The 13,214-nt window shown below is 65.3% G+C and carries 10 protein-coding genes; 2 read left to right on the top strand and 8 right to left on the bottom strand.

Annotated elements, in window-relative coordinates:
• Positions 1-3: 3 nt before the first annotated feature.
• The gene (locus tag L0V05_RS13725) at positions 4-1,053 is read right to left on the bottom strand and encodes a sensor histidine kinase (protein ID WP_234871383.1); all 1,050 of its coding nucleotides are present in this window, start codon (positions 1,051-1,053) and stop codon (positions 4-6) included.
• A 159-nt stretch (positions 1,054-1,212) separates the two neighbouring features.
• Between L0V05_RS13725 and L0V05_RS13720 the strand changes: the two genes are divergently transcribed.
• Positions 1,213-1,596 carry a hypothetical protein gene (locus L0V05_RS13720; RefSeq protein ID WP_234871381.1) on the top strand — a complete coding sequence of 128 codons (384 nt, stop codon included), beginning with the start codon at positions 1,213-1,215 and terminating at the stop codon, positions 1,594-1,596.
• Positions 1,597-1,605: 9 nt separating this feature from the next.
• On the opposite strand, the gene L0V05_RS13715 is transcribed toward L0V05_RS13720, so the two are convergent.
• From L0V05_RS13715 to L0V05_RS13690, 6 genes are all read right to left on the bottom strand, one after another.
• On the bottom strand, positions 1,606-2,814 hold the full coding sequence (locus L0V05_RS13715; RefSeq protein WP_234871379.1) for a trans-sulfuration enzyme family protein: 1,209 nt from the start codon (positions 2,812-2,814) through the stop codon (positions 1,606-1,608).
• Between the two features lie 58 nt (positions 2,815-2,872).
• Positions 2,873-3,685, bottom strand: a complete 813-nt coding sequence (gene iolB, locus L0V05_RS13710; protein WP_234871377.1) for a 5-deoxy-glucuronate isomerase — start codon at positions 3,683-3,685, stop codon at positions 2,873-2,875.
• A gap of 94 nt (positions 3,686-3,779) precedes the next feature.
• Positions 3,780-4,679, bottom strand: coding sequence for a myo-inosose-2 dehydratase (gene iolE, locus L0V05_RS13705; protein WP_234871375.1), 900 nt, complete (start codon positions 4,677-4,679; stop codon positions 3,780-3,782).
• Positions 4,680-4,690: 11 nt separating this feature from the next.
• Positions 4,691-6,520 carry a 3D-(3,5/4)-trihydroxycyclohexane-1,2-dione acylhydrolase (decyclizing) gene (gene iolD, locus L0V05_RS13700; RefSeq protein ID WP_234871373.1) on the bottom strand — a complete coding sequence of 610 codons (1,830 nt, stop codon included), beginning with the start codon at positions 6,518-6,520 and terminating at the stop codon, positions 4,691-4,693.
• Entirely contained in the window at positions 6,517-8,424 is a 1,908-nt protein-coding gene (locus L0V05_RS13695) for a bifunctional 5-dehydro-2-deoxygluconokinase/5-dehydro-2-deoxyphosphogluconate aldolase (protein WP_234871371.1), read from the bottom strand. Before L0V05_RS13695 ends, iolD begins: the two co-directional genes overlap by 4 nt.
• 128 nt (positions 8,425-8,552) lie before the next feature.
• Positions 8,553-9,374 (bottom strand): MurR/RpiR family transcriptional regulator, encoded by an 822-nt coding sequence (locus L0V05_RS13690; RefSeq protein ID WP_234871369.1) that lies wholly within the window; start codon positions 9,372-9,374, stop codon positions 8,553-8,555.
• Positions 9,375-9,469: 95 nt separating this feature from the next.
• Here L0V05_RS13690 and L0V05_RS13685 point away from each other — a divergent pair, with 95 nt between their 5' ends.
• On the top strand, positions 9,470-10,609 hold the full coding sequence (locus L0V05_RS13685) for a Gfo/Idh/MocA family protein (RefSeq protein WP_234871366.1): 1,140 nt from the start codon (positions 9,470-9,472) through the stop codon (positions 10,607-10,609).
• A gap of 172 nt (positions 10,610-10,781) precedes the next feature.
• Here L0V05_RS13685 and L0V05_RS13680 read toward each other — a convergent pair whose 3' ends face one another.
• Complete coding sequence (locus L0V05_RS13680; RefSeq protein WP_234872197.1) at positions 10,782-13,025, bottom strand: hybrid sensor histidine kinase/response regulator; 2,244 nt, start codon at positions 13,023-13,025, stop codon at positions 10,782-10,784.
• Positions 13,026-13,214 lie beyond the last annotated feature (189 nt).

Below are 13,214 nucleotides of genomic sequence, written 5' to 3'. Positions count from 1 at the left end.
GCCTCAACCGGCAGGCAGGATCACGGTAAAGATGCTGCCCTTGCCCAGTTCGCTTTCCACCCGGAACCGCCCGCGATGGCGGTTGACGATGTGCTTGACGATGGCAAGGCCCAGCCCCGTGCCACCCTTCTCGCGCGAGCGGTGGCTGTCGACGCGGTAGAAGCGCTCGGTCAGGCGCGGCAGGTGGATCGGATCGATCCCCTCGCCCCGGTCGATGACATCGATCCGCACCGCTGGCCCCCTGAGCGACACATCGCGCTCCTCCCGGGTGACGCGGATCGTCACCGCCTTGTCCGGCCCGCCGTACTTCACCGCGTTCTCGATCAGGTTGTGAAACACCTGGGTCATCTGGTCGGAGTCGGCCGGTACGATCACCGGCCCCGGCTCGCCGGTGATCTCGATCGTCACCCGCGCCTCGTCGGTCATGCGGCGCAGCGCCATCACCGCAAGGCCGAGCAGGCCGACGATGTCGATCCTGTCGGTGGGTCGCACGCGCTCCATCGCCTCGACCTTCGACAGGGAAAGGAGGTCCTGCACCAGCCGGTTCATCCGCTCTGCCTCGCGCGACATGATGGTCAGGAAGCGATCGCGCGCCACCTCGTCCTCGCGGGCTGCCCCCTTGAGGGTCTCGATGAAGCCCAGAAGCGCAGTCAGCGGCGTGCGCAGTTCATGGCTGACATTCGCAACGAAGTCCCGGCGGATCTGACCCGCCTGTTCCAGTTCGGTCGTATCTTCGAAGGCCGCGACCACACCTTCCTGTCCGATGCCCCCGACCGGGCTGACGGTCACGCGGAAACTCTGCTCGCGCATCGGCCCGGTCAGCACAAGGCGGGCCATCCCCGGCTGGCGGTGGCGCAGGGTGCCCTCGATCGCGTCCAGCAGGGGCGGCTGGCGCATGGCGATGATGTAGTGGCGCCCGGTGATCCCCTCGCCGAACAGCGCGGTCGCCGCCGCATTCACGCCGGCAATGCGCTCGTCCTTGCCTATCAGCACCATTGGTATCGGCACTGCCTGCAGCAGTGAGAGCGTCAGAGCCGAATCCAGTTCCGCCATTATGCTGCCCCGTGGGAAAAAGCCGCCTGTGGTGCGACCAAGAGACCACAATGTAAACGGTTCCCATGTAAAGGATTCTTGACAGCCTTGCCATCACTGGAACGCTGGACTTAATCAGGAGGCGAGCAGCGCGCGCCATTTCGCGCACTGCGCGATTGAATGATGAAGGACCGCCTGTCACAGATGTGCGAAGAGAGTTGCATTACCCGGTTTCGCGCCGCCCCATCGCCGGTCATTCCGGCGGACAGGGTGGTACTGTCGCTTGGCGGCAAACTGCCCGCCGGCGTGGACCATGCCGTCTTTGCCGCCTTTGCCCGGCTTGATGCCAGGCTGCTGGAGACACTTCAGCCGTCGATCGTCACCTTTCCCCTGATCGGCGCCGATTGTGATGCGACGCAGGTCGTGGAACGCCTCGCGTCGCTTGGCTTTTCAGGCGTTGCGATGGCGCTCGCCGCCGATCTTCCCGATCCCGAGATGGTCCAGCGCGAACTTCAGGCGCTGGCCCCCGATCTCAGGCTCTGGCTCGTCCTCGACGCCCTCTGACCCCCTGGATCAATCCCTGATTCCCAGGGTGGCGGCGACGCCCTGCGTGAAGTCCCGCTTCAACAGATCGATGTCCTCGACGCCGACCGAGATGCGGAAGAACCCCTCGGAAATGCCATTTGCAGACCGCTGCTCGGCGGTCATGCCCCGATGCGAGGTCGAGGCCGGATGCGACAGCGTCGTCCCGATATCGCCAAGCGTGGGGGCAAAGGCGATCCCCGGCATGGCACGGACCAGCGCATTGGCGGCGTTGCGACCACCCTCCAGCTCGAAGGACACCATGTTCCCGCCCCGCTCGCCCAGAATCCCCACGGCCCGGTTTTGGTCGGGATGGTCGGGTCGCAGCGGATAGACGGTGCGCTTGATGCCCGGCAGGCCAGCCAGGTGATCCGCCAGCGCCTTGGCATTGGCTTCGGCCCGGTCATAGCGCAGGTGGAAGGTCATCAGCCCCCGCTCGGCCAGCCAGCAATCGAAGGGGCTTGGTGTCAGGCCGGTCGTGACCGCGAAATCGTAGATCGCCTTGCGATGAGCCGCGTCTCGCGTCGCGACATAGCCAAGCGTCACGTCGGAATGACCGGCGAGCAGCTTCGTCACCGAATGGATCACGATATCCGCGCCATGGGCGAAGGGATGGAAGGCACGCGGGGTCGAGAAGGTCGCATCCACCGCCAGCAGGATGCCCCGCTCGCGCGCCAGCGCGGCGATCCCGTCGATATCGGCCACCCGCAGGATCGGGTTCGAGACAAGCTCCACCAGGATCAGCTTCGTCTCGGGGCGCAGCGCCTCGGCGAAGGTCGTGGCATCGGTCGGGTCCGCGAGACTCGCCCCGACCCCGAAGCGCGGCAGGTCCTCGCGCATCAGCCGCAGCGACCGGCCATACAGCTGGGATCCACCCACCACATGGTCGCCGGCCTTCAGAAGCCCAAGCAGCACCGCCGAAACCGCTGCCATCCCCGAGCCGACGATCAGCCCGCCACCGCCCGCCTCCGGCGCGCCTTCCAGCGCATCGATCTTGCGTGCCAGCACATCGGCGTTGGGATGCCCCTCGCGCGAATAGGTATAGCCGTCGACCGCGCCGCCATACTGGTCATCCAGCTGGTCGGGACTGTCCGAAACGAACACCACTGATGGCTGGATCGGCGAGCCGAGCGGCCGGCTGACCCCCTCGGGCCAGGGCGTCCGGCGGACAAGATTTTGCGGAATCGGGGTGTCGGTCATGGATCGGGCCTCCTCTGCGCCTGTCGTCGCATGGACGCCCGCCTTCGGCAAGGCGACCTCAGGCGGCAGGGTTGTCGCGCTTGAATATCCAGTCGTGGTCCGGATCGTTCTGGAACCGCCATTTCCGGATCGGGCCAGCCATGACGTTGAGGTAGTACATCTCGTAGCCATAGGGCGCGCCACAGGGGTGATGCCCCTTCGGCACCAGCACGACGTCGTGGTTCTTTACCGCCATGGTCTCGTCGAGGCTGCCATCCTCGGTATAGACGCGCTGCAGCCCATAGCCCTGCGCCGGGTTCAGCCGGTGATAATAGGTCTCCTCCAGGTAGGTCATCCGGGGAAAGTCGTCCTCGTCATGACGATGCGGCGGATAGGATGACCAGTTGCCCTGCGGGGTGAAGACCTCGGTCACCAGCAGGCTGTCGCACCAGTCCTGAGCTTCCATCGCGATGTTGTTGATATAACGCGTGTTTGCGCCCTGCCCCCGCGGCGTGAGCGTGATCCCCTCGGGTCCGATCCGGCGCATCGGACGGCCGGATGTCCCCGGAGCCGAACAGACCGCCAGGGTACAGGTCGTCGTGGCGGTTGCCGTCCAGTCGCTGCCGTTCGGAACATAGAGGCAATGCGGCGGGGTCTTCTCGAAGACATCCATCCGTGCGCCCATCTCGCCGTGATCGACGCCGCCCGCACCGATGCGCGCCTTGCCCTCGACCAGAACCAGGATCACCTCCCGGTCGTCCGTCACCTCGGCGACCGTCTCACCGGGAGACAGCCGATAAAGGCCGAAGCCCACATAGCCCCAGCCCGCGCTTTCGGGCGTGATGTCGTGAACCTTGCCGGTCGTTCCCTTCGCCTTCCTCAGAAGTTCCACCGCCAAGCCCCTTCTTCTGTTCACAAATATCCTCGGGGGGAGCCGCCATCCGGCGGCCGGGGGGCAGACAGCCCCCCGTCTGTCATATCCCGCCTCAGCCCCGGTCGAGCCCCGCGCGGCGGGCAAAAGCCTTCAGCGAGCGAAGCCCGAGCGACTGGTACTCGAACGGGTTGCGCACGGCGGCATCCTGTTCGGCCTCGATCACCAGCCAGCCCTTGTAGCCATGCAGCGCGGCGCTTTCGAGCACCGGCAGGAAGTCCACCGCCCCCTCGGCATCCCCCGGCACGGTGAAGACGCCGCGCCTTACGCCTTCAAGGAAGGACAGCCCCTGTTCACGAACCTGCGCGAGGACGTCGGGCCTGACGTTCTTGGCATGGATATGCCGTACCCGCCCCATGTGCTTCTTGGCCAGTCGCGTCGGGTCGCCGCCGCCGAAATAGCAATGCCCCGTGTCCAGCAGCAGATGCGTATGTGGCCCGGTCTCGGCCATGAGACGGTCGATCTCCCATTCCGCCTCGACGACGGTGCCCATGTGATGGTGATAAACTAGGGTGATGCCCTGCTCCGCGGCAAATTTCGCCAGCGCCTCAATACCTTGGCCGAAGCTTTTCCACTGACCTTCGCTCAGGCGCGGTCGGTCATTGACCGCCACCTTGTCATTGCCGTGGATGGCATTCGAGGTCTCGCAGACGATGATGACCTTGCATCCCGTCCCCTTGAGGATGTCGAGGAACGGCTGCATCGCCACCTTCTCGGCCTCGACCGGATTCACCAGCAGGTTGGTCGAATGCCAGCCCGAGACGAACTTCAGCCCACGCGGATCGAGGACCTCCTTAAGTCCGGCGACCGTCGTCGGGAATTTGTGTCCCTTTTCAATGCCATCAAAGCCGATCTTAGCGGTTTCGTCCAGGCATTGCTCGAGCGTGATATGCGCGCCGAGCCTCTGGTCGTCATCATTCGACCAGGCAATCGGGTTGGTTCCGTACAGGATCATCTTTCTCTGCCTCAATCCACCAGGCGTTGTTTGCCGGTGCCTGCTTCGTATTTCGCGCGGGCCGCGTTCACTTCCTTGCGCACCGAGACCTCGGGCACAGCCACGTCCCACCAGGTCCCGCCCGCCTCGGTCGAGGGCCAGGGATCGGTGTCGATGACGATCACCACCGGCCGGTCGGCCCCCTTCGCCTTTGCAAGCTCTTCTCCCAGAGCCTTGATATCCCTGGCTTTAACCGCTTTCGCGCCCATGCTGGCCGCGTGGGCGACGAAATCGATGGCTGAAGGGTTCACGTGGTAGGCTTCGTCAAGCAGGTTGTTGAAGCCGGCACCCCCGGTGCCCTTCTGCAGACGGTTGATGCAGCCATAACCACGGTTGTCGGTCACGACCACGGTGAAGGGCACGCCCATCATCACCGCAGTCGCAAGTTCAGAGTTCGCCATCATGTAGCTGCCGTCGCCGACCATGCAGATAACGTCGGCCTCGGGCCGGGCCATCTTGATCCCGAGCGCACCGGCAATCTCGTAGCCCATGCAGGAGAAGCCGTATTCCATGTGATAGCCGCCTGGCGCGGCATCCCAGATCTTGTGCAACTCGCCCGGCATGGTGCCAGCCGCACCCATGACGATCGTCTCTGCCCCGGCCGTGCGGTTGACCGCCCCGATCACCTGGGCGTCGGTCGGCAGGGCATTGCCGGGCTGCGGCGCCGCCTTGACGGCGGCGGTGGCCGCGAACCAGTCCTTGCGCAAGGCTTGGTCCGGTTTGGCGTAGCGATGATTTCCCAACGCCTTGTCAATGAGTTCCAGCGCGACCTTCGCGTCGGAGACCAGGCTGATCGCGCCATGCTTGGCCGCGTCATAGGGCTGGACGTTGATCGACAGAATCCGGCGCTTCGGGTTCTTGAAGAGCGACCAGCTGCCGGTGGTGAAGTCCTGGAACCGCGTGCCGAGACCGATCACCAGATCGGCGGTTTCGCAGACAATGTTCGCGCTCGACGCGCCGGTCACGCCGACGGGTCCGAAGTTCAGCGGATGGTCGAAGCCCATGACCGACTTGCCAGCCTGTGTCTCGACCACGGGGATGTCATGGGCGGCGGCGAACTCCGCCAGCTCGGCCTCTGCGCCGGAATAGATCACGCCGCCACCGGCGACGATCACGGGGCTCTTCGCCGCCTTCAACGCCGCGAGCGCCACCGCGAGTTCTTCACGGTCCGGCTCGGGCCGGCGGATGCGCCAGACCTTGGGCGCGAAGAATTCCTCTGGCCAGTCATAGGCTTCGGCCTGCACATCCTGGCAGAAGGCGAGCGTCACCGGCCCGCATTCTGCCGGATCTGTCATCACCCGCAATGCGCGGGGCAGCGCCGTCAGCAGTTGCTCGGGCCGCTGGATGCGGTCGAAATAGCGGCTGACAGGGCGGAAGCAGTCATTGGCGCTGACCGTGCCGTCACCAAAGCTCTCGACCTGCTGCAGCACCGGATCGGGCGCGCGGTTGGCAAAGACATCGCCCGGGATCAGCAACACCGGCAGGCGGTTCACATGGGCCAGCGCCGCGGCGGTCACCATGTTCAGCGCCCCCGGCCCGATCGAGGTCGTCACCGCCATCGCCTTGCGCCGCTTCATCGCCTTGGCATAGGCGATCGCGGTGTGGGCCATGGTCTGCTCATTATGCCCGCGCCAGGTCGGCAGAACGTCGCGCGCGCCATGCAGCGCCTCGCCGATCCCGGCTACGTTGCCATGGCCGAAGATCGCCCAGACGCCTTCGATGAAACGGCTGCCCTCTTCGCATTCCTGGGCAGCGAGCCAGCGCACCATTGCCTGTGCCGCAGTCAATCGGATCGTCGTCATGCTGCTAGTCCTTTCTTCGCGCGCGCCTCGTCCCAGATGCGGCAGAGGCGGGCATAGCGTTCGGTCATCATCTCAACGGCCTCGGCGTCGCTCAGCGTCCCGGCCAGCCAGCCACGCGCCGCATCACCGAAGATGGTACGGCCGACAGCAAAGCCCTTGACCAGATCATGCCGGGCCGCGAGGGCCAGCGAAGCGGCAAGTTCCTCTTCTCCCGCATCCAGCCCAAGCACGACGATGCCCCGGGTGCGCGGGTCGTTACGGTTGATGGCCTCGCAGGCAGCAGTCCAGGCGGCATCGCTGGAGAAGGGTTCAAGTTTCCACCAGTCAGGCGTCACCCCGATGTCGTAGAAACGCTGGATGACCTCGGCCGAGGTTGTGTCCGTTACCGGGCCGACTTTGGACGGAATGATTTCCAGTAGCATTTCCAGCCTGTTACGCCGTGACGCGTGAAAAAGCCGCGTGACCACGGCCTCCTGCTCTGCCTTCGTCTCGGGGGTGTCGTCCGGGTGGTAGAAGCACAGCACCTTGACGACATGCTCGAGCGGCCATTCCGACAAGCCGCCATAGTCGGGGCCGATCTCGGGTTCCAGCGTCAACGGGCGCGAACCTGGCCATTCGACCGGCCGGCCAATCCACAGCCCGCTTCCGGCGGCGCGATAAAGCGCCTTCCGCCCCAGACGACCATCGCAGAGGATGCCGTGGCCGGCCGTGCCGTTGCGGACCCGCAGCGCAGCATCAAGGCACAACTCCTTGAAGGCGCCAATCCTTTCCGGCGTCGCACCCTCCATCGCCTCAAGCTGCATCCGGTGATCGAAGGCAAAGACCCGCATGGTCGACCAGTCGCCATGGCGGTTCGTGGCCCAATGGACCTGCTCAAGCTCCGCGTCCTTGCGCAGCGCAGGGGTGGTGATGCCACGGTTGAGGAAGAATTGAAGTTCTTCCCAGCTGGGATAGGCCGGCGTGCAGCCGTGACGGCTGACCGCGAAAGCGCCGCAGGCATTGGCGTATTTCAGCGCCACCGGCCAGGGTTCGCCGTCGAGCCAGCCCTTGATGAGGCCGGACATGAAGCCGTCGCCGGCGCCCAGCACATTGAAGACCTCGATCGGGAAGCCCGGCCCGGCTTCGCCCTGATCGAGAGAGTCGGGAATCGCCCCGGTAAAGGCCGCCGCCCCCATCGGCCCGCGCTTGCAGACCAGTGTCGCCTTCGACAGCGCCCGCACCGCACTCAGCGCTGCAATGGTGTCGGTCGTACCGCCGGCGATGTGGAACTCTTCCTCGGTGCCGACGATCAGGTCGAACAGGTGCAGGGTCTTCTGCAATTTCGCCGTCACCGCCGCACTTTCGATGAAGCGGTTCTCGCCGTCGCCATGGCCGGACAGGCCCCAGAGGTTCGGGCGGTAGTCGATGTCGAGCGCCGTCTCTGCCCCATGCTTGCGGGCGAGTGTCAGCGCTTTCAGAACCGCCGCCTCGGTGCGCGGATGGCTCAGGTGAGTGCCGGTCGCGACAACGGCACGGGCCTCGGCAATGAAGCCTTCGTCGATGTCATCCTCGCACAGCGCCATGTCGGCGCAGTTCTCGCGGTAGAAGATAAGCGGAAACTGCTTGTCGTCGCGGATGCCAAGCAGGACCAGCGCCGTCAGTCGCTCGGGGTCCGTTTTGACGCCCCGGACATCGACGCCCTCCCTTGCCAGTTCCTCGCGCAGGAAACGGCCCATATGCTCGTCGCCGACCCGGGTGATAAGCGCCGATTTCAAGCCCAGCCGAGCGGTGCCGGTCGCCATGTTGGTGGGCGAGCCACCGACATATTTCTGGAACGACCCCATATCCTCGAGCCGACCGCCGACCTGCGCGCCATAAAGGTCGACCGATGAGCGGCCGATGGTAATGACGTCGAGCGTCTTCATGCGCTACTCTCCCCCCGTCAGGTGTCCCGGCATTGGCGCGAGACTCACACCGGCGATGCGGTTTTGGAATATTTATTCCATTCCGCTGCGTGGGGAAAGCCTTTTCTTCGCGGGACCGCGCCAGGGGGTCAGCCGCGGGCCGTGCCCACGGCCACGGCCAGCGACAGGGCCATGGCGATCGTCGCTGAAAGCGACCGGAAAGCGCCAAAGTCCACCTCGGGCACGGTCAGCACCGCATCCGACTGGCGCGCGAGTGGACTGGTCAACTGGTCGGTCATCGCGACGACCGGCAGACCTCGATCCCGGGCATCCTGTGCCAGGGTCAGCGTCTCTTCCGAATAGGGAGCGAAGGTGATGGCCAGAATCGCGTCGCCGGGACGCAGGGCATAGCGGTGGTCCAGCTTGCCGACCGCATCGTGCAGCATCGCGGGAACCTGCATCTTTTCAAAGACATACACCATGTAGAACGCCACGGGGAAGGCCCGCCGCATCCCCACGACATGAACCGTATCGGCCTTGGCCAGAAGCTGCACTGCCGCGTCGAGCGCGGTTTCGTCCAGCGATTTGGCCAAAACCTCAAGCGAGAGCCGCCCCGCCTCGACGAATTCGGCAACCAGCGCGCCGGGGCTGCCCGCTCCGTTCTCCTTCAGGTTCCTCAGCCGCGTCGAGTAATCCGGCCAGCCCGGAACGTAGGCCTCGCGGAAGAGCTTCTGCATCTCGGAAAAGCCCGTAAAGCCCATGATCTGGCAGAAGCGCATCAGGGCCGACGGCGGCACGTCTGCGCCGGCGGCCAGATCGGCAACGGTCGAAACGGCAATGCGATCCGTATGGGCGCCAATGAAGTCGGCGCATTGGCGCAGCCTTTTGGGCAGCGTATCGGTGATCACGGCAAGCCGGTCGCGGAATTCCTCGACCGTGGCGGGGGCGGAAAGGCGCGTGGCGGCGTCCATGCGAATGTCCTTGACAGCGACCCTTGCGATCAGGCTAGCAGCATGGAAAAAATATTCCAACCAGAAAGCATGAAAGCGGAGCGGCGGAGGTGAACATGGGGTCGGTGGGTGTCGGTCTGATCGGAACGGGGTTCATGGGCAAGACCCATGCGCTGGCCTGGCGGAATGTCAAGGCGGTGATGGGGCGGGACCTGGGCGCGATGCCGGACGTTCGCCTCGAGGTGCTTTGCGACACCCCGTCCGACCGGGCTGCCGCTTTTGCCGACCAATTCGGATTCGCCCGCGCCACGGGCGATTGGCAGGCCCTGGTTGCAGACCCCGCGGTCGATGTCGTGTCGATCACTACGCCGAACCAGATGCACCATCCGATCGCCTTGGCCGCGCTGAAGGCGGGCAAGCATATCTGGTGCGAAAAGCCGATGGCGCTGACGCTTGCGCAGGCAGAGGAGATGGAGCGGGCAGCGCGAGAGGCCGGCGTCGTGACGATGGTGGGCTACAACTACCTGCGCAACCCGGCCATCACCCATGCGCAGCGGCTGGTGGCGGCGGGCGCGATCGGCCGACCGGTGCAGTTCCGCGGCTGGGTCGACGAGGACTACCAGGCCGATCCCGACCTGCCCTGGACCTGGCGCGCGCGGATCGAGGAGGCGGGTCTTGGCGCGCTCGGCGATATCGGCAGCCATCTTGTCAGTTTCGCCCATGCGCTGATGGGCCCGATCGAAAGCCTGGTCGCCGACATGCAGGTGATCCACGAAACCCGCGCCCTGCCCGATGGCTCCGGCCGCCGCCCCGTCGAAACCGAAGATGCCGCCTCGGTCCTTTTGCGCTTCGCCAACGGCGCGCAGGGATCGATGGTCATCTCGCGCTCGGCCTGGGGGCGCAAATCGCGCCTTGGCTTCGAACTGCACGGAACGAGCGGCATGATCGTCTTCGACCAGGAGCGGATGAACGAGCTGCATCTTTATCAGAATGCCGGACCCAGGGCGGAACAGGGATTCAAGACCATCCTGACCGGGCCTGCGCATCCGCCATATGGCCATTTCTGCCCGGCGCCGGGCCATCAGTTGGGGTTCAACGACCTGAAGGTCATCGAATGCGCGGAGCTATTGCGGACGATTGGCGGCGGCCAGCCGGCACATCCCGATTTCGCCGATGCCCTGGCGATCGAGCGGGTGATCCATGGCATGGCACAGAGCGCCCGCGAGGGCGGCGTGCGCGTACATCCCCACGCCTGAGGCGGGTCTAACCCGCCCGCCGATCCTCGCCTTGCTTCGGCCCCGTTGGAGCCCAGACCGCGCTGAGTGCCGGGACCCCGGCGCGCCCTGGCGCAGCCGGAAAGCTGCGGGGCGGACGCTTCCCCCGCGGACAAGCTCATCCATGCTGGAACAGCAGGCTCCGGTCTGATGGTCAATGCAGCAGTTGCTGCTGCACCGTGCTGGTAAGATCGGCCAGCGAGAAGGGCTTCGGCAGGAAGACGGATCCGTTGATCTGCTCGCGCCGGTGGGCAAAGCTGTCCTCGGCATAGCCCGACATGAAAACCACTCTGGCCCGAGGCCGCTGTTCGAGCGCCTTCATCACCCAGCTTGGACCGTCCATGCCGGGCATGACCACATCCGTCACGAAGATGTCGACCTGGACCGAGCGGTCCTCGAGCAGCTTCAGCGCGGCTTCGGCGTTTTCGGCCTCGAGAACCGTGAAACCCTTCAGTCGCAGGGCGCGCGAGGCGACCGCCCGCACCGGCGGCTCGTCCTCGACAAGAAGGACCACTCCGTCCTCGGGCCGCATGGCAGGCAACGGCGAGACGAATTCGCGCGACCGCGAGCGCAGGGGTGGCAGCACCGGGATCGCAGTGGCTTCGGGATCGGGCTCTTGCTCGAGGAAATAGAGCTGGAATTCAGTTCCCTGCCCCAACTCGCTGTCGACAAAGATATAGCCGCCAGTCTGCTTGACGAAGCCATAGGTCATCGACAGGCCGAGCCCGGTCCCCTCGCCCGGCCGCTTGGTGGTGAAGAAGGGGTCGAAGATGCGGCCGATCATGTCTTTCGCAATCCCTGTTCCGGAGTCGCTGACTGTGATGACCGCATAAGTGCCGGCAGGCATGACGGCGCCATCGCGCTGGACCTCGGCGTCAAGGACACGCCGCTCGGTCCGGATGCGGATGGTCCCACCCGTCGGCATGGCATCGCGGGCATTGACCACGAGGTTGACGATCGCCTGTTCCAGCTGCTGGCGGTCCGAGCGGATGAAGCCGACATCCGACGCATGACGCAGTTCCAGCCGGACTTTTTCGCCGACCAGTCGGTTCAGCAGGTGTGTCAGGTCCGACAGCACCTCTTGCAGGTCGGTCGGTTCGAGCTGCAGCGTCTGTTTGCGCGAAAAGGCAAGCAGCTTGCCCACCAGCGCCGCCGCGCGATTGGTATTCTGGCTGATCTGGACGAGGTCGGCATATTCCAGCTCTTCCGGCCGGTGACGAAGCAGCAGCAGATCGCAATGCCCCGAGATGGCGGTCAGCAGGTTATTGAAATCATGGGCGATCCCTCCGGCCAACTGGCCGATGGCCTGCATCTTCTGACTTTGGGTGAACTGCGCCTCGAGCGACTTGAACTCGGTCGCGTCATGCAGCACCGCCAGCACCTCGGCGCGGTCGCCCTCGACCACCCGGCGCAGCGTCACCTGCACGAAACGATCCGCCTCGGAATTCCGCAGCCGCAGGACTTCGGTACCGCCCGGCACGCGCTCGGCCAGGACATCGCGCGTCCAGTCCGACAGTGACCGCCCAAGCCCTTCCAGAAGGTCCGGCAGGCGCAGCTTGTCGTTCCCTGGCCAGCGCAGAAGCTCGCGCGCCGCATGATTAGCCGAACGCACCAGCGCCGAGCCGTCCAGACGCAACAGGGCCACCGGGAGGTTCTCGAAGTCCGAACGCGGTGTGGGTCCGCTCGACTGCTGCCCGATCGGCAGCAGATAGATTTCACGCCGGTCCCCCGCACCCTCGACCTCTGCCGCCAGCGCGCGCACCGGGCCTTCTGGCGTCGCAATCACGACTTCCTCGCCCGAACGGATGTCAGGCGACGCAAAGATGCGGTCGAGTTGCCGCACCCGGCTGCCCAGCAACCGTCGCATCGCTTCGTTCATGAACAGCACCACGCCGGCCTTGTTCGCCACCAGCATCGGCAGGCTCAGCGTTTCCGCACCGCGGCCGGGGGCCGAACGTTCCAGCATCTCTTCCAGCCGCCAGAGAAAGTGCGTTTCATCCAGGCGATGAACCGACAGGCGCGTGTGGCCGCGCCGCGTCACCACATCCTCGCGCGAGGCGCCGGCCGCGCGGGCGCGGCTTTGCAGGCGATAAAGGAGCGCCCCGGGGGATACGAAATGATCGCCGAGCGCCGCGGCCAGGCTGGGCACTGCACCTTCGCCGAAACGGTCGCGGGCCGCGGCGTTGCGATACAGGACCGCGCCGTCGAGATCGGTGGCAAAGCAGGGCGCGGCGTCCTGCTCCACCAACCGGGTGATCTGCATCACATCGCTGGCCTTACGGCGTTTCGTCCGCCAGTCGATCACCCGCAACCCGACGGCAAGCAGACATAAGGTGAAGGTTGCTGCCCCGGAGGCAAGACGCGGCAATCCCGGTCCTGACAGGATTGCAAGCGCCATCGTCGCGACCGCGAGAACGACCAGGAGCCAGGCCCGAGGCGCCAGGCGCGCCAGACCACGCCCCAGTCGTGCGCCCTCGCCTTTCGATGCAGCGACCGTCACCGAAGCCCCCTGAACAGATTCGACCCCTCCGATTGGCAGGGAAAACCGTTAAGTCGCACTTAATCGGAGCAAGGGCGAAAAAACAAC

The organism is Alitabrizicola rongguiensis, assembly GCF_021491355.1.
GTDB lineage: Bacteria > Pseudomonadota > Alphaproteobacteria > Rhodobacterales > Rhodobacteraceae > Aliitabrizicola > Aliitabrizicola rongguiensis.
The sequence above is the reverse complement of the archived record's forward strand: the minus strand, read 5'-3'. Positions and strand labels throughout refer to the sequence as shown.

Bases quoted from the DNA above. Each gene is read 5' to 3' on its own strand.
- L0V05_RS13725 (WP_234871383.1), bottom strand. From the start codon at position 1,053: ATGGCGGAACTGGATTCGGCTCTGACGCTCTCACTGCTGCAGGCAGTG.
- L0V05_RS13720 (WP_234871381.1), top strand. From the start codon at position 1,213: ATGATGAAGGACCGCCTGTCACAGATGTGCGAAGAGAGTTGCATTACC.
- L0V05_RS13715 (WP_234871379.1), bottom strand. From the start codon at position 2,814: ATGACCGACACCCCGATTCCGCAAAATCTTGTCCGCCGGACGCCCTGG.
- iolE (WP_234871375.1), bottom strand. From the start codon at position 4,679: ATGATCCTGTACGGAACCAACCCGATTGCCTGGTCGAATGATGACGAC.
- iolD (WP_234871373.1), bottom strand. From the start codon at position 6,520: ATGACGACGATCCGATTGACTGCGGCACAGGCAATGGTGCGCTGGCTC.
- L0V05_RS13695 (WP_234871371.1), bottom strand. From the start codon at position 8,424: ATGAAGACGCTCGACGTCATTACCATCGGCCGCTCATCGGTCGACCTT.
- L0V05_RS13690 (WP_234871369.1), bottom strand. From the start codon at position 9,374: ATGGACGCCGCCACGCGCCTTTCCGCCCCCGCCACGGTCGAGGAATTC.
- L0V05_RS13685 (WP_234871366.1), top strand. From the start codon at position 9,470: ATGGGGTCGGTGGGTGTCGGTCTGATCGGAACGGGGTTCATGGGCAAG.
- L0V05_RS13680 (WP_234872197.1), bottom strand. From the start codon at position 13,025: ATGGCGCTTGCAATCCTGTCAGGACCGGGATTGCCGCGTCTTGCCTCC.